At 57.7% G+C, this 16,168-nt stretch carries 14 protein-coding genes; 6 read left to right on the forward strand and 8 right to left on the reverse strand.

Annotated elements, in window-relative coordinates; translation table 11 throughout:
* Positions 1 to 50: 50 nt before the first annotated feature.
* The 8 genes from Q1A74_RS02055 to map form a co-directional block, all read right to left on the reverse strand.
* Positions 51 to 2,015, reverse strand: coding sequence for a prolyl oligopeptidase family serine peptidase (locus Q1A74_RS02055; RefSeq protein WP_299591925.1), 1,965 nt, complete (start codon positions 2,013 to 2,015; stop codon positions 51 to 53).
* A gap of 138 nt (positions 2,016 to 2,153) precedes the next feature.
* Positions 2,154 to 3,284, reverse strand: coding sequence for a succinyl-diaminopimelate desuccinylase (gene dapE / locus Q1A74_RS02060; protein WP_299591927.1), 1,131 nt, complete (start codon positions 3,282 to 3,284; stop codon positions 2,154 to 2,156).
* Between the two features lie 297 nt (positions 3,285 to 3,581).
* A complete protein-coding gene (gene dapD / locus Q1A74_RS02065; RefSeq protein ID WP_299591929.1) occupies positions 3,582 to 4,613 on the reverse strand; it encodes a 2,3,4,5-tetrahydropyridine-2,6-dicarboxylate N-succinyltransferase in 1,032 nt (343 codons plus the stop codon).
* A gap of 70 nt (positions 4,614 to 4,683) precedes the next feature.
* Positions 4,684 to 5,028 (reverse strand): ArsC family reductase, encoded by a 345-nt coding sequence (locus Q1A74_RS02070; protein ID WP_299591931.1) that lies wholly within the window; start codon positions 5,026 to 5,028, stop codon positions 4,684 to 4,686.
* A gap of 39 nt (positions 5,029 to 5,067) precedes the next feature.
* Entirely contained in the window at positions 5,068 to 5,736 is a 669-nt protein-coding gene (gene nth / locus Q1A74_RS02075) for an endonuclease III (protein ID WP_299591933.1), read from the reverse strand.
* A 23-nt stretch (positions 5,737 to 5,759) separates the two neighbouring features.
* Entirely contained in the window at positions 5,760 to 6,935 is a 1,176-nt protein-coding gene (gene dapC / locus Q1A74_RS02080; RefSeq protein ID WP_299593814.1) for a succinyldiaminopimelate transaminase, read from the reverse strand.
* Between the two features lie 82 nt (positions 6,936 to 7,017).
* On the reverse strand, positions 7,018 to 9,753 hold the full coding sequence (locus tag Q1A74_RS02085) for a [protein-PII] uridylyltransferase (protein WP_299591935.1): 2,736 nt from the start codon (positions 9,751 to 9,753) through the stop codon (positions 7,018 to 7,020).
* Positions 9,754 to 9,886: 133 nt separating this feature from the next.
* On the reverse strand, positions 9,887 to 10,657 hold the full coding sequence (map, locus tag Q1A74_RS02090) for a type I methionyl aminopeptidase (RefSeq protein ID WP_299591937.1): 771 nt from the start codon (positions 10,655 to 10,657) through the stop codon (positions 9,887 to 9,889).
* Between the two features lie 433 nt (positions 10,658 to 11,090).
* Between map and rpsB the strand changes: the two genes are divergently transcribed.
* The 6 genes from rpsB to Q1A74_RS02120 all read left to right on the forward strand — a co-directional run bounded on the left by rpsB (position 11,091) and on the right by Q1A74_RS02120 (position 16,100).
* Complete coding sequence (gene rpsB / locus Q1A74_RS02095; protein ID WP_299591939.1) at positions 11,091 to 11,837, forward strand: 30S ribosomal protein S2; 747 nt, start codon at positions 11,091 to 11,093, stop codon at positions 11,835 to 11,837.
* Positions 11,838 to 11,970: 133 nt separating this feature from the next.
* The gene (tsf, locus tag Q1A74_RS02100; protein ID WP_299591941.1) at positions 11,971 to 12,834 is read left to right on the forward strand and encodes a translation elongation factor Ts; all 864 of its coding nucleotides are present in this window, start codon (positions 11,971 to 11,973) and stop codon (positions 12,832 to 12,834) included.
* Between the two features lie 291 nt (positions 12,835 to 13,125).
* Positions 13,126 to 13,863: a UMP kinase gene (pyrH, locus tag Q1A74_RS02105; RefSeq protein WP_299591943.1), complete on the forward strand. Its 738-nt coding sequence runs from the start codon at positions 13,126 to 13,128 to the stop codon at positions 13,861 to 13,863.
* Positions 13,860 to 14,417, forward strand: coding sequence for a ribosome recycling factor (gene frr / locus Q1A74_RS02110; protein ID WP_299591945.1), 558 nt, complete (start codon positions 13,860 to 13,862; stop codon positions 14,415 to 14,417). The genes pyrH and frr overlap by 4 nt, the downstream gene beginning before the upstream one ends.
* The gene (uppS, locus tag Q1A74_RS02115) at positions 14,417 to 15,178 is read left to right on the forward strand and encodes a polyprenyl diphosphate synthase (protein WP_299591947.1); all 762 of its coding nucleotides are present in this window, start codon (positions 14,417 to 14,419) and stop codon (positions 15,176 to 15,178) included. The genes frr and uppS overlap by 1 nt, the downstream gene beginning before the upstream one ends.
* 76 nt (positions 15,179 to 15,254) lie before the next feature.
* On the forward strand, positions 15,255 to 16,100 hold the full coding sequence (locus tag Q1A74_RS02120) for a phosphatidate cytidylyltransferase (RefSeq protein ID WP_299591949.1): 846 nt from the start codon (positions 15,255 to 15,257) through the stop codon (positions 16,098 to 16,100).
* Positions 16,101 to 16,168: the final 68 nt, after the last annotated feature.

Genomic DNA, 16,168 nt, shown 5'->3' on the forward strand with positions numbered 1-16,168 from the left:
TGGCCGCGTTTTTTCGTTTCTGGTTTCGTGTTTTGTCTGGGTGCCCTACATCAATCCTCTGCGGCACCCACACCAATATGCGCATCGAGGAACCCGAGTAACTGGGTGTACAGCATTTTGCGGTTTTCCTCATTGTAGAAGCCGTGCCCCTCGTGCTTCACAATCAGGGATTGTGCCGATTTTCCCTGCGCTTCCAGCTTTTCCAGCAGGGCCTCGGCGTGGGCTACCGGCGCGCGCTCGTCCTCTTCACCGTGAATGATAAACAGCGGCAGGTCGAGTTTGTCGGTGTGGTAGAGCGGTGAGTTGGCCCGCATATGTTCCGGGTCTAGTCCAACGGTTTCACTGAGGTAAGCAATACCACGGTCCCGGCGACGGATATCCCCTTTCTTGTAAAGCAGTTCCAGATCGTAGACACCCACATAGCCCGCGGCGCACTGGTAAAGCTCCGGGTAGCGGATGGGATTCATCAACGCGGAGTAACCGCCAAAGCTGGCCCCGTAGATACAGACGCGCTCTGGGTCGGCGTGGCCTTCTGCCACGGCCCACTGTACTGCCTCAGCGATATCTCTTTGAATGTTTCCGCCCCATTCATTTTTTCCCGCATCGTAAAAATGATCGCCGAAACCGGTGGATCCACGGAAATTGACCTGAAGTACCAGGTAACCGTTCTGGGACAGTATCTGCGCGTCGCGGGTGTAACCCCAGAAGTCCCGCGCATGCGGCCCACCGTGTGGCATGACCACCATCGGCAATTTGGCGGCGTCTTCGCCGCCGGCGGGGAAGGTGAGGTAGGTACTGATACGCCAGCCATCGGACGCCTCAAAACTCTCTGCGCGCATGGGGTTGAGGTCGTGTGGGTTTTGCCAGTCGGCGGACGAAAGCAGGAAATCCACTTTTTTGGAATCCATATCAACCAGGAAAAAGTCTCCGGGTAAGCGGTCGCCAGACACGTGCAGTACACCTTTTTTACCGTCGCGGGTGAAGCTGGTGAAACTGATATGGTAACCCTCGAATGCCTTTTTCAGGCCGCGATAAAAAGGCGCAAAGCCCTCGCCCTCGTCAAAAAATTCCGTAATGGGGTAGTCCGGGTTGAGGCTGGCACCTATCGGCGTGTGAGTTTTGGGTTGGCGGATGATCCCGGTGATATCGGCAATATCGTGTTGCAGTATTGTTTCCAGCTTCTGGTTCTCTGCATCCCAGGTCACCAGGGCTTCGGTGTCGTTGGGGGTGTCGACCACCAGATAGCTGAGATTGTGCGTGTGGTCATACCCTACCGGGCGTGCATTGCGTAACACCGGGTGGGTAACCTGTTCCCAGCCATTTTCCGCTTTGGCATAGAGTTCGTAGTCGTTGTCGCGGTTGCTGCCGGTCGCAAACAGCAGGTTTCCTTTGCCATCTGTGTAGGCACGACCGTCCACTTGAGGCAGGCCGACTACCTTTTTGCGTACCCCGGTGTAGATATTCAGGCGGTAAACATCGCCGTGACTTTCCCAGTCTCTGGCCCAGGGAGAGGTGGAGATCAGAATCTCGTCTTTCTCGTCCACCAAGGGGTCGATAATGGTGGCGTGCGCGTAGGTCGCTTCCGCTTTTTTGATACGGGAGCCGGTCTGTTGCTCGCCGGCGGCATAGCCAAAAATAGTCTTTTTGCGGGTGCCGTCCACATTCATTGCGAACAGGGAGCCGTAATTGACCGGTGCTTCCAGTGCTGCACGCCGGCTCATGACTTCCGCGACTACGCGCTCGTCATTCGCCCAGTAAAACTCGCCCACTTGTTCCTTGCCACCAAATCTCAGGGCGCCCGCAATCTTCAGCGGTGACAGTGTCATAATCACCAGTATCCGCTCCCCTTCGTGGCTGCGGGCAACGGCCATATGAGTACCGGTGGGGGAGAGTTTTACCTGGTGAACCTCCGGGTGGCGGATCAGGTCATCGAGCGCGACGGGCGCTGCGAAAGCGGAGGGGATAATCAGAGAAAGCAGAGAAAAAGCAAAGCAGAGGGCGGTGGCCAGGCGCATATCAACTCCATGTCATGCGGTATGGGAAATTGGCAAAAGGGGGCTGGGGATAGATCGGCTCGCCACCCGTTCCCCATTGAAGAATAGAACGGGCGACCAGTTTGTGATTTTCATCACGTTCTCGGCGATTGGCGACGCTTACTTGGCCAGCAGGCCAACGAGAATCTCCCGGTACATGTCTTTCACCAGGTCCAGATCTTCTGCTTTTACGCACTCGTCCACCTTGTGGATGGTGGCGTTAACAGGCCCCAGCTCAACCACCTGGGCACCAGTTGGGGCGATAAAACGACCGTCGGAGGTGCCGCCGGCGGTAGAGAGCTCGGTTTCACGGCCGGTGACCTTGCGGATGGCGGCCTGCGCGGACTCGACCAGTGGGCCTTCGGCGGTGAGGAAGGGGTGTCCGGAGAGGTTGAAGTTGGCTTCGTAATTGAGGCCGTGCTTGTCAAAGATGGCGCGGGCGCGGTTTTCCAGTTGCTCGGCGGTTGTCTCGGTGGAGAAACGCCAGTTGCATACGACTTTCACATCGCCGGGAATCACGTTGGTAGCGCCGGTGCCACCGTTGATGTTGGAGACCTGGAAGCTAGTGGCGGGGAAAAAATTGTTACCCTGATCCCATTCTTCTGCGGCCAGTTCGGCGAGGGCCGGGGCCAATTTGTGCACCGGGTTTTCGGCCAGGTGCGGGTAGGCCACGTGACCCTGGATACCGAAGATGGTCAGTTCGAGGCCGAGGGAGCCACGGCGGCCGTTTTTTATGACGTCGCCGGCGAGAGTGGTGCTGGAGGGCTCGCCCACGAGGCACCAATCGATTTTCTCTCCCCGTTCTTCCAGCCATTCGACCACTTTGACGGTGCCGTGTTTGGCCGGGCCTTCTTCGTCACTGGTAATCAGCAGGGCGATGCGGCCTTTGTGGTCGGGGTGAGCAGCGACAAACTCTTCGCAGGCGATGACCATGGCGGCCAGTGAACCTTTCATATCCGCTGCACCGCGGCCGTAGAGCATGCCGTCGACGATCTGTGGTTCAAATGGAGGGTACTGCCAGTTTTCTTCGGGGCCGGTGGGCACCACGTCGGTGTGGCCGGCGAAGGCAAACAATGGGCCGTCTTCGCCGCGCACAGTCCAGAAATTGTCGGTATCGCCGAAGCGCAGGTGTTCGGTTTTGAAACCGATTTTTTCCAGGCGTTGGAGCATCAGTTCCATACACCCTGCGTCTTCGGGGGTTACGGATTTTTTGCTGATCAGGTCGCAGGTCAGTTTTACAGTCGGGGTCATGGGGGGATCTTCTTGCTCGGTGGTATCGGGAGCGCTGTTCCTGTTGTAGGGCGGCCTGCCTGCTGGTGGCTGTTCGCGAGACACGCCGTGAACCCATCCATGGGGACTCTTCCGCGAGGTCCCTCTCGCAGAAGGTCTCGCGAACAGCCCCCAGCAGTCAGGCCTTCGCATTAAAACGTAAAATTCTAAATGGATTCAGTTGGCTACCCGGTTCTATCGTTCGAAGCCGGGAAGTTCGACCAGGCGCTTTGCCGCCACAGGGGCGCGTTTAGGTGCGCCCCGTAGCGTCCATTCAACTTAGTTGCTGTGCAGCTCTGCATTCAGTTCCACAGCACTTTTGTTGGTCAGGCATTCCACCGCACCCGTGGAAGAGTTGCGGCGGAACAGCAGGTCGGATTTGCCGGCGAGGTCGCGGGCTTTTACAGACTCGGCCACTTCGCCTTTGTCGTCCAGCAGGGCGACTTTGGTACCGGAAGTGATGTACAGGCCGGACTCTACGGTGCAGCGGTCGCCCAGAGGGATGCCGGTGCCCGCGTTGGCGCCGAGCAGGCAGCCTTCGCCCAAGGAAATGACGATATTACCACCGCCGGACAGGGTGCCCATGGTGGAGCTGCCGCCGCCCAGGTCGGAACCGGCACCGACGAATACGCCCGCAGAGATGCGGCCTTCGATCATGCCCGGGCCTTCGGTGCCCGCGTTAAAGTTAACAAAGCCTTCGTGCATGATGGTGGTGCCTTCACCCAGGTAAGCGCCGAGACGAACGCGGCCGGTGTGGGCGATACGTACGCCTTTGGGTACCACGTAGTTGGTCATTTTGGGGAACTTGTCTACGCAGGATACTTCCAGCAGCTCGCCTTTCAGGCGCGCTTCCAGCTGGCGCTGAGGGAGCTCTTCGAGGTCGATGGCACCCTGGTTGGTCCAGGCCACGTTGGCCAGCTGGCCGAAGATACCGTCCAGTTTGGTGCCGTGGGGCTTTACCAACCGGTGGGAAAGCAGGTGCAGCTTCAGGTAAGACTCGGGGACAGACTGCGGGGCTTCGTCACTGTGCAGAACCACGGCGACCAGCGGGCGCTGGCTGCCGGTAAACTGGCGCAGGATGGCGGCCTGTTCGTTGGCGCCCGCGCTTTCCAGTTGATCGGCCAATGGCTGCAACTGCGCTTCTTCAAGCGCAAGCGCCACATTGCCACCATCGATATTGAGTGCGCTGGTGACGGCTGTGGATACGGCGTCTTGCGGGTTTAGCAGTGGCTGAGGGAAATAGACTTCCAGCCACTCGCCCTTACTGTTGCAGGTACCGACGCCGAAGCCGATGCTGTATACGTTGCTCATGATCGTTTCCTTTTCCTGAGTCTGAATAATCTGGGAATGAATGTTCGGAGCGACTTTCGTGCTTTGTTTGTTACTTGACGAAGTCCGCGTAGCTGTCGGCCTTGAAGCCGAACAGGGTGCTTTCACCTTTTGTCATTACTGGACGTTTGATGAGGGTGGGCGTTTCGTCTGCGAGCGCGGCGGCGCTGCTGTTGTCCATATCTGATTTTTGCGCCTCACTGAGGGCGCGCCAGCTGGTGGAGCGGCGGTTCAGCACCTGCTCCCAGCCAAACTCCGCCAGCCACTCCGCCAGCGGCACTGTGTTCATGCCATCTTCGCGGAAATCGTGGAAGGTGTACGCCACGCTGTTTTGTTCCAGCCACTTGCGAGCTTTTTTTACGGTGTCGCAATTTTTGATGCCGTAAAGGGTAATCATGTTGTTTCCTGTCGCTGTGTTCGTTGGCCCGAAATACCTTCAGGCTTTCTTGATTTTTTTGGGGTGCTTGCGCGCGGGATAGCAGGTGGTGCAGATCTCACACACGGTGCCGTCACAGCCCCGTGCGCTGCAGTATTCGCGCCCGTAGAAAATGATCTGTAGGTGCAGCTTGTTCCACTTCTCTTTCGGGAACAGGCGCTTCAGGTCTTTTTCGGTCTGTACCACATTTTTTCCAGAGGTGAGCCCCCAGCGCTGGGCCAGTCGGTGGATATGGGTATCCACCGGGAATGCCGGGTGGCCAAAGGATTGTGCCATCACCACGCTCGCCGTTTTGTGGCCAACGCCCGGCAGCGTTTCCAGCGCGGCCATGTTTTCCGGTACCTGTCCGTGGTACTCGTTGACCAGAATTTCGGAGAGTCTCTGGATCGCCTTTGATTTCTGTGGCGACAGGCCACAGGGGCGGATGACCTCTCGGATTTTCTCCACCGGGACCTTCGCCATGTCGTAGGGGTTGTCTGCCAGTTTCCAGAGACCAGGGGTGATCTGATTCACCCGTTCGTCGGTGCACTGGGCAGATAGCAGTACTGCGACCAGCAGCGAGTATGCATCGAAGTGATCCAGGGGCACCGGGGTTTCGGGGTAGAGTTCTTCCAGCCGGTTCAGCACGAAGGCTACGCGTTCGTTTTTCAGCAGATTCTTTACAGTCATTTTGTTCGCCTGAAGGCAGGCTCCTACTGGCAAAACTGTTTTATGCGTTTTGCGCCTTCTATGCACTCGCCCAGAGTGGCGACCAGGGCCATGCGTACATATTCCGCGCCGGGATTTATGCCGTTGGCTTCTCTTGCCAGATAGGCACCGGGAAGCACGGTGATATGTTGTTGGCGGAACAACTCGCGAGCGAAGGCTTCACCGTCGCCGACTTTGGGCCACAGATAAAAGCTGGCCTGGGGTTTCTGTACATCCAGGCAGCCGTCGAGGATATCCAGTACGGCATCGAACTTTTCGCGGTAGAGGGCGCGGTTTTCCTGTACGTGTTGCTCATCTTGCCAGGCGGCAATTGAGGCGTATTGCGTAGGTACCGGCATAGCGCAGCCATGGTAGGTGCGATAGAGCAGAAATTTTTCCAGGATTGCGCCATCACCGGCAACAAAGCCGGAGCGCAGGCCGGGGAGGTTGGAGCGCTTGGAGAGACTGTGGAATACCACACAGCGGCGGTAATCGTTGCGCCCGAGTTCTGCGCATGCTTGTAGCAATCCTGCCGGCGGATGGGCTTCGTCGAAATAGAGTTCCGAGTAGCACTCGTCCGAGGCAATGGTGAAGTCGTAGCGGTCGGCGAGCGCGATCAGTTGCTTCAGATCGTCTATATCAAGTAGCGCACCGGTGGGATTGCCTGGTGTGCACAGGTATAGCAGGTCGCACTTTTTCCACGCGTCTTCCGGGACGGAATCAAAATCCGGTTTGAATGCGGTCTCCGCACTGCAGTTTATAAAGTGCGGGGTGGCTCCAGCCAGAAACGCTGCGCCTTCGTAAATCTGGTAGAAGGGGTTTGGCATCAACACCGTTGCCCCGGGAGACACTACCGCTTGGGCAAAAGCGAATAGCGCTTCCCGCGTGCCATTGACGGGAATGACCTGGGTTTCTGCATTCACCACGTCCAGTTTAAAACGCTCACACAGCCAGCCAGCGATGGTTTCCCGCAAAGGATCCAGTCCTTTGGTGAGCGGATAGGCGGAGAGTTTGTTCAGGTTATCAATCAGTTCATCACGCACAAACGCGGGGGGCGTGTGCTTGGGTTCGCCAATCGATAGTGCGATATGCGCGAGTTCTGCCGGTGGTTCCAGCCCCTCCTTCAGTTTCGCCAGTTTGGCGAAGGGGTAGGGCTGCAGCTGTTGCAAATTCGGGTTCATCATTTTTCTGCTTGCTGGCTTTTTTTCGGTGCCAGTGTTCTGGTCTGAATGTTTCGGTCTCAGTGTGTAACGCAGCTGCACATCAGGGTTGTGGTGGCAGTGTTGCCTGGTGCGCATCCAGTTCCTGGCAGATGGCCTGTTCCAGTGTCTCGATCAGCGTTTCGTCGGTGAGTGGCTGATCCTCGGCATCGGTGATATGGAAGATATCTTCGACGCGCTCCCCCAATGTGGAAATTTTGGCGTTGTGTAGACGCAGGTCGTGGGTAATGAAAATACGTGCGATCCGTGCCAGCAGGCCCGGGCGGTCGGCACTGGTGATTTCCAGAGTACTGTAGGTGTCTTCCGGCTCGGTGGAAATGTGGGCCTGGCTGGGCAGGTGGAACATTTTCAGACGACGCGGGGTGCGGCGTTTGATGACCTTGGAGTAGTCCTCAACCAGTTTCAGTTCCTGCTGCAGGGTATTGCGGATCTGTTCCAGGCGGTGGGGCTCGTCCAGCAGTGGTTGCCCGGATTCGTCCAGTACATAAAAGGTATCCAGGGTATAACCGCCGGCGGAGCTGTACAGGCGCGCGTCGTGAATGTTCAGGTTGAGCATGTCGAGGCCGGTTACCACCGCGGCAAACACGTTGGCGCGGTCGGGTGTGTACACGAACACTTCGGTGGCTCCGTCGTGCTCACCGGGGCCGGAGTTGCGGGTGAGCACCACAGTATCGGTGTCTTCGTCCCGCTGCGGATCTTTTTGCAGCTGATAAATGGCGGCGGTGTGCCAGGTAATATTGTCGGCACTTTCGCGCACGAAATAGTCTTCACCCATTTCCGACCAGATGTCTTCCACCGCATTGCTGGGCAGCCCCATGGCGCGCAGCATATTGCGTGCCTGCGCCTGGGTTTCCACGTAGATTTCGTCGCGGTCGATGGGGTTTTCCAGACCGCGGCGCAGGGCGCGTTGGGTGTGTTGGTAGAGCTGGCGCATCAGGCTGGCACGCCAGCTGTTCCACAGGTCCGGGTTGGTTGCATTGATGTCGGCGACGGTCAATGCAAACAGGTAATCCAGGTGTTCGCGGTCGCCCACTTCGGCGGCGAAGGCGTGTACCACTTCCGGGTCGGAAATATCCTGCTTCTGGGATACCGCACTCATCAGCAGGTGTTTTTCCACCAGCCAACATACCAGGCGGCGATCCCGCGCGGAGAGCCCGTGGCGGCGGCAGAAGGCATCGGCGTCGATAACGCCCAGCTTGGAGTGGTCGCCCCCGCGGCCCTTGGCGATATCGTGGTACAGGCCGGAGATGTACAGCAGCTCCGGCTTGCGCATACGCGACAGTATCTCGGCGGCGAGCGGGTATTTTTCCCAGGCATCTTCGCCGCGGAAACTGCGCATATTGCGCACCACCTGCAGGGTGTGGGCGTCCACGGTATAGATATGGAAAAGGTCGTGCTGCATCTGCCCGGTCACGCGACCGAACTCGGGCAGATAGCGCCCGAGAATGCCGTAGCGGGTCATGCGGGTTAACTGTGTGGACAGCCCGCGAGGGCTGCGCAACAGTTGCATAAACAGGCGTGTATTGGCCGGGTCTGCGCGGAACTGGTCGTCGATCAGGTGGCGGTGCTCGCGGATCAAGCGGATGGTGGACGCACGTACGCCGTGAATCTCCGGGTTGTTGGCCATCAACACAAAGATCTCCAGCAGCGCCGGAGGGTATTCGATAAACGTACGCGTGACTGCGGCTTCAATAGTGTTGCCGCGCAGCTGGAAGCGCTCGTTGATAGGGGTAACTGGCAGGTGTTTACCGCGCTGCAAAATTACCTCGTCGAGGAATTGCAGCATTACGTCGTTCAGTTCCCGTAGCGCCATGACGATACGGTAGTAGTTGTGCATGAACTGCTCGACCGCCAGGTGCGTGTCGTTGTCCTTATAACCGAATTCCCGCGCCAGCTCGCGCTGGTAGTCGAACAGCAGGCGCTCTTCCGGGCGTCCGGCCAGCAGGTGCAGGCCGTAGCGTACCCGCCACAGGAAGTCTTCGCCGGACTGCAGAATGGCGAACTCTTCTTCGGTGAAAAACCCTTTGCCCTGAAGCTGCTTGAGGGTGCGCACTTTGAAGTAGCGTTTGGCTACCCAGTTGATGGTCTGGATATCCCGCAGGCCACCGGGGGCATTTTTGATATTGGGTTCGAGGTTGTACTCGGCTCCCTGTTGCCGACTGTGGCGGGATTCTTGCTCGTCGTATTTGGCACTGAAGAATTTGTCTGCAGGCCAGATCTCCTCCGGAGTCATGCGTTCGGCCAGGTCTTCACCCAGGGCCGGGTTGCCGACAACCGTGCGGCACTCCATCAGGTTGGTGGCCACGGTGATGTCTTCCGCGGCCATCTCAATACAGTGGTCAACAGTTCGCACTGCGTGGCCAATGTCCAGCTTCAGGTCCCACAGGAAGGCGACCAAGCGTTCGATATTGTCCACAGTGCAGCCGTCGAGCTTTTCGCGGCTGAGGATCAGCAGGTCGATGTCAGATTTTGGGTGCAGTTCACCGCGGCCGTAGCCGCCCACCGCCAGTAGGCTGATATCGTCCGACCATTGGAACTGGTGCCAGGCATAGTGCAGCAGGCAGTCCACAAACAGGGCGCGCTCGTACACCAGGGTGCGCACGTCTTCGCCCTCGCGAAAGCGGCGGCCCATATGTGTGTCGGCGGCGCCCACCGCGTCCTTGAAAATCTCCAGTGCCGGGCGCTCACCGGCTTCCAGGTCGCGCCGGAAGCGAGACTGGTCAAAGAAGAACAGGGGCTTTTCAAAGTGCGGGATCTGGGCCAGCTTTGGGGAATTCATCTGTATCGATTCCGGTTCGGCGCAGGGGGCCGCTTGTGTGCGATCTGCCCCTGTTGCCGGTTGTTCCTTCCCTGGCCGCTACCGCGATCGGTAAAAGCCAATTTCGCGCGTTTTCCGGTTTGTAGTGACCGGTTTAAAACGATTCTTCCTTGCGCGCGGTCAGGATTTCGACACCATCTGACGTCACTGCCATGGTGTGCTCCCATTGGGCGGACAGACGACGGTCTACGGTAACTGCAGTCCAGCCGTCGCGCAGTACGCGGCTGCCGGGCTTGCCGGCGTTGATCATGGGTTCAATGGTGAAGGTCATGCCTTCTTCCAGTGCCTGACCAGTGCCTGGCTTACCGTAATGAAGAATCTGCGGGTCTTCGTGAAACACATCGCCAATCCCGTGTCCGCAGAAATCTTTTACCACGGAGTAGTAGTTTTTCTCGGCGTGCTGCTGGATGACGTGACCGATATCGCCCAAGGTAGTCCCGGGGCGCACGATCTCGATGGCCTTGTACAGGCATTCCTGGGTGATTTTCACCAGGCGTTCGGCGTGGGGAACCGGCTTGCCGACGAAGTACATTTTGGAGGTGTCGCCGTACCAGCCATCCTTGATGACCGTAACGTCAATATTGATGATGTCGCCTTTCTTCAGCACCTTGGATTCCGAAGGGATGCCGTGGCAGATCACTTCGTTTACGGAAGTGCAGATGGACTTGGGGAAGCCGCGGTAGCCCAGACACGCAGGGATGGCCTGTTGGACGTTGACGATATGGTCGTGGCAGCGGCGGTCCAGCTCTTCCGTGGTGACACCGGGAACAACATACTCGCCAATCATTTCCAGCACTTCGGCAGCCAGGCGGCCGGCGGTGCGCATTTTAGCGATCTGTTCGGGGGTCTTTACGGCATTGGTCATGGATTTTCCCGGAAATTCTGTACATTTGTGCGCAGATTGTCAGCATCCAGCGACAGTACCTGCGGTTGGGGCGATGCCCGTGCGGCGCGGTATTGTAGCGGAATTACCGCCCTGCAGCATTATCGGGGCGGAGGTGCAGATTGGGGTGGTCTCAGGCGCTCTCCTTGCGAGCCTATACTTCCAGCGCCCAGTGTAATGTGGTATAAAGCGCGCCGCTTTGGGCGGTGCCCGGGCGAAACAAACCAAACCGGGGCGGGAATTTTCCTTGGCCCTGAACAAACGCCGCACATATACCGGCACATTCTCCTGGGTGTCTTCATTGTCAGTTTTGATGGTGGGGATTGGTGAATGGGGTATATGGAGGATGTAACCCGGGGAGCGATCGGCCGTTTTAGTAGTGTCCGCCGCTTCCATTTGAAAACTGAGGTTTATTATGCCGCAAGTCAGCATGCGCGATATGCTGCAGGCTGGTGTCCACTTTGGTCACCAGACCCGCTACTGGAACCCTAAGATGGGTCAATTCATCTTTGGTGCCCGTAACAAGATCCACATCATCAACCTGGAGCACACTGTTCCGGCCTTCAATGAAGCTCTGCAAGTCGTCAAAGGCATGGCAGCGCAGAAGAAGAAAGTTCTTTTCGTTGGCACCAAGCGCGCTGCGCAGAAGTCCATCAAAGAGCAGGCCGAGCGTGCAGGTCAGCCTTACGTCAGCAACCGCTGGCTGGGTGGTATGCTCACCAACTACAAAACCATCCGCGCTTCCATCCGACGTTACCGCGAACTCGAAGCCCAGTCCCTGGACGGCACCTTCGAAAAGCTGACCAAGAAAGAAGCTCTGATGCGTACTCGCACCATGGATAAGCTCGAGCGCTCCATCGGTGGTATCAAAGACATGGGTGGCCTGCCCGACGCGCTGTTCGTGATCGACGTTGAGCACGAGCGCATCGCTATTCAGGAAGCCAACAAGCTGGGTATCCCGGTTATTGGTATCGTTGATACCAATAGCAGCCCTGAAGGCGTTGACTACGTAATCCCCGGCAACGATGACGCCATTCGCGCCATCAAGCTGTACACCACTGCGGTGGCCGACGCCGTTGTGGCCGGTACCTCCGAAGCGGGCGGTGCTGCGCAGAGCGAATACGTAGAAGCAAGCGACGATCAGGCTGCTGCTGACTCTTGATTATTGAGTCATAGCCGCAGGCTACTGGCGGTGTAACATTATTGAGTTACGCTGCAGGGAAAAGGGGCCGCTTATCCGGCCCCTTTTTTTCAAATCCATCCAAGAATTTGAATCTGAACCCGAGGATTGAATCATGGCGATTACCGCGTCAATGGTAAAAGAACTGCGCGAGCGCACCGGCCTGCCGATGATGGAGTGCAAAAAAGCACTGACCGAGGCCGATGGTGATATCGAAAAAGCGATTGAAGATCTGCGTAAGGCCTCCGGCCTGAAAGCGGCTAAAAAAGCTGGCCGCACCGCTGCCGATGGCGTTGTTGCCGCCAAGGTTGCCGAAGATGGCAGCTACGGTGTTCTGGTAGAAGTGAACTCCGAGACCGATTTCGTAGCGCGTGACGAAGGTTTCAAGGCGTTTGTTGCCAAGGTTGTTGATAAGGCGTTTGCCGATCGTCAGGTAGATGTTGCTGCACTGATGGAAGGCGAGCTGGAAGAAGCGCGTGAAGCGCTGGTACAGAAAATCGGTGAGAACATCGGCGTGCGTCGTGTTCAGCTGGTTGAAGCCCCGGTGGTCGGTGCCTACGTACACTCCAACAACCGTATTGCGGCAATTGTTGCCCTGAGCGGTGGCGATGCGGAAACCGCACGCGACGTGGCCATGCACGTAACTGCGGTCAACCCGCAGGTTGTCAAGCCGGAAGATATGCCGGCAGACGTGCTGGAGAAGGAAAAGGACATCATCAAGGCGCAGCCGGATATGGAAGGCAAGCCTGCTGAGATCGTCGAGAAGATGATGGGCGGCCGCATCAAGAAGTTCCTCAAGGAAAACAGCCTGGTGGAACAGCCTTTCGTTAAGAACCCGGACGTCTCCATTGGTAAGCTGGTTAAGGATGCCGGTGGTGATGTATCCAACTTCGTGCGTTTCGAAGTGGGTGAAGGTATTGAGAAGGAAGAGGTGGACTTTGCAGCAGAAGTGGCTGCACAGGTTAAATCCAGCTCTTGATGCCTGTTTTGCCAGTGGCCTTGTGCCGCTGGCGTCAGCGGGGTGCTCCCGGGGTGTTCATCAGAATACTGCCGGGGCACCCCGTTGTAGTATCTGGCTTGCGCACATCCTTGTGTTCATAATTTGAGCAGTTGGGTGGAGGGCAGGGCCGAATATAGAGTTAATGAGCCCTCCTGAGCGGCGGGGCCATAGGTATAGCGCCGAATTTGTTGTAATGTTCGGCGGGCGCAAACTGGAATGCCGTTTGCGTCTCAACACAGAATTTAGCCCGTGACAGTTGAGGAACAAGGGATGCCAGGTATTAAAGACCGTAAGTACAAGCGAATCCTGTTAAAGCTCAGCGGAGAGGAGCTGATGGGCGAGCAGGGGTTTGGTATCAGCCCCAAAGTGCTGGATAAAATGGCCCTTGAAATTGGCCAGTTGGTGGGAATTGGAGTCCAGGTTGGCCTGGTGGTCGGCGGCGGCAACCTGTTCCGCGGCGCGGCCCTGAATGCGGCCGGCCTTGACCGGGTTACCGGTGACCACATGGGCATGCTGGCCACCGTAATGAATGCGCTAGCACTGCGTGACGCGCTTGAGCGCTCCAACATCTCCTCCCGGGTCATGTCCGCGATCCAGATGAGCGGCATCGTGGATCACTACGATCGCCGTGCCGCTATCCGTTACCTGGAGCGGGGAGAAGTATTGATTTTTGCCGCCGGTACCGGCAATCCGTTTTTCACCACCGATTCCGCTGCCTGCCTGCGCGGTATCGAGATTGAAGCGGAGATGGTACTGAAGGCGACCAAAGTAGACGGTGTTTACTCCGCGGATCCGGTGCTGGTGCCGGATGCTACCCGCTACGACCAACTTACTTACGACGAGGTTCTGGATAAGAAGCTCGGCGTAATGGATCTAACCGCAATCTGCCTCTGCCGCGAGCACAACATGCCGGTGCGGGTTTTCCGGATGGATAAGACCGGCGCACTGCTGAATATCGTTGTGGGTGGTGAAGAGGGCACACTTATTGAAGAGGATGTGAATCAGTGATTGACGATATCAAGAAAGGCGCGGAACAGCGTATGAAGAAGGCCCTGGATGCACTGGGTACCAACTTCAATAAAATCCGCACTGGCCGTGCGCACCCGAGTATTCTCGATGGTATCCAGGTTTCCTACTACGGTTCCGATGCGCCGCTTTCCCAGGTGGCCAACGTCAACGTGGAAGATGCGCGCACCCTGTCGGTGACGCCCTGGGAAAAGAACCTGGTGCCCGACATCGAAAAGGCCATCATGAAGTCGGATCTCGGTTTGAACCCGAGCACAGCGGGTGCGGTAATCCGTATTCCGATGCCGATGCTCACCGAGGAAACCCGTAAAAACTTCATCAAGCAGGCCAAAGGCGAGGCAGAGAACGCGCGGGTATCTATTCGCAACAACCGCCGCGACGCACTGGCCGAAGTGAAGGCGCTGACCAAAGACAAGGAAATCTCTGAGGACGACGAGCGTCGTGCGGCGGACGAGATCCAGAAGCTGACGGACAAATACGTAGCTGAAGTGGAAAAAGCACTGTCGGCAAAAGAAAAAGACCTGATGGAAATCTGATGTCTACAGGTGGTACCGGTGAGACAGGGTTTGAGCGGTTGGGACCTCGCCATGTTGCCATCATCATGGATGGCAACGGTCGTTGGGCCGCACGCCGTGGACTGTCTCCCTCCGCTGGCCACAAGGCCGGGGTCGAACGGATTCGCGATCTGATTGAGGCTTGCAAGGAGCGCCATATTGAGGTGCTTACGCTGTTCGCCTTTTCCAGTGAAAACTGGCAGCGCCCGCCCAAGGAAGTGGAACTGTTGATGACGCTGTTCCACTCCTACTTGCGTCGCGAGGCGCGCAAGATGCGGGAGCAGGGTGTACGCCTGCGGGTGATTGGTCGCCGGGACCGCTTTTCGCCGCGGTTGCAGCGGGCCATTGTGGAGGCCGAAGAGCTGACCCGCGATGGCGCAAGCGGTACGCTCGTGATTGCTGCGGATTACGGCGGTCAATGGGATATCGCCCAGGCAGCCCGCGCGCTGGCCGAAGAGGTGGCTAGGGGCGAGCGCTCCGTAGAGTCCATCGATGACGCGGCCTTGGGTGAGCGTGTGCAGTTGGCGGACCTGCCGCCGGTTGATCTGTTGATTCGCTCCAGTGGCGAGCAACGCATCAGTAATTTCATACTCTGGCAAGCCGCCTACAGTGAGTTTTATTTTACTGAAACCCTGTGGCCGGATTTTGATACACAGGCGCTGGACGAAGCGCTGAAAGCATACCAGCGGCGTGATCGCCGCTATGGTGGGCGCAGTCAGGACGGCCTGGAGGCGCAGGCCTGAGGGCCGGGGTGAATCTATCCCGGCCGAATTCTCGGATGCGGCCGGTCACCAGAATAAATTGATCAAGGGTTTAACGGTGCTAAAACAACGAATAATTACCGCGCTGGTGTTGGTGGCTCTTTTTCTGGGGCTGCTGTTCTGGGTGCCACTGCAATGGTTCGCCATTGCCATTGCTGGTGTCATACTTCTCGGTGGCTGGGAATGGGCCAATCTGTCCAACCTGAATCGCGCTCTGCGGTTCGTATTCCTTGCGGCGTTGGGTGCTGCACTGGTCGGCACCGCGCGCTACGTCTTCGATTTCGATTTCTCCAACCCCGATACTGACCGCGCCCGCCAGATTCTGGCGGTTGCCTGTGGCTGGTGGGCGCTGGCTTTTTTGTGGGTGCAGGGATATCCCGCCAGCGCCATGCTGTGGGGGAATCGCTGGGCACGCGGCCTGATAGGCCTTGTGGTGCTGGTGCCCGCCTGGCTTTCAGTCGTCATCTTGCAGGGGCTGGATCACGGTGCCTGGTTGGTGCTGTTTGTGGTGGCGGTAGTGGTTGCCGCGGATGTGGGTGCCTATTTTGTCGGGCGCAAATTTGGCAAGCACAAGCTGGCGCGGGAAGTGAGCCCTGGCAAATCCTGGGAGGGGTTCTTTGGCGGCCTGGCCGCCTGTCTGGTGTTGGCGCTGGGGGTGTCCATCGCCTTTGACCTGCCCACTAAAAACACGATTCTGTTTACCTTCGGGGTTCTGGTTACCGCGCTGGCGTCGGTGATCGGGGACCTGGTCGAGAGTATGTTCAAGCGCCATCGGGGTATCAAAGACAGCAGTCGTATTCTGCCGGGACACGGCGGTATTCTCGATCGTCTGGACAGTCTTACAGCGGCGCTGCCGGTATTTACCATGGCGGCCCTGGCCAGTGAACTTCCCAAGTATCTGTAAACCGGGCGCTTTGTCTGTGGATCGCCCAGCTCGCGAGTCGTTAACGAAAATTGGCCCCGCCACCGGTT

The sequence above is a fragment of the uncultured Microbulbifer sp. genome (assembly GCF_947504145.1).
Taxonomy (GTDB): Bacteria; Pseudomonadota; Gammaproteobacteria; order Pseudomonadales; family Cellvibrionaceae; genus Microbulbifer.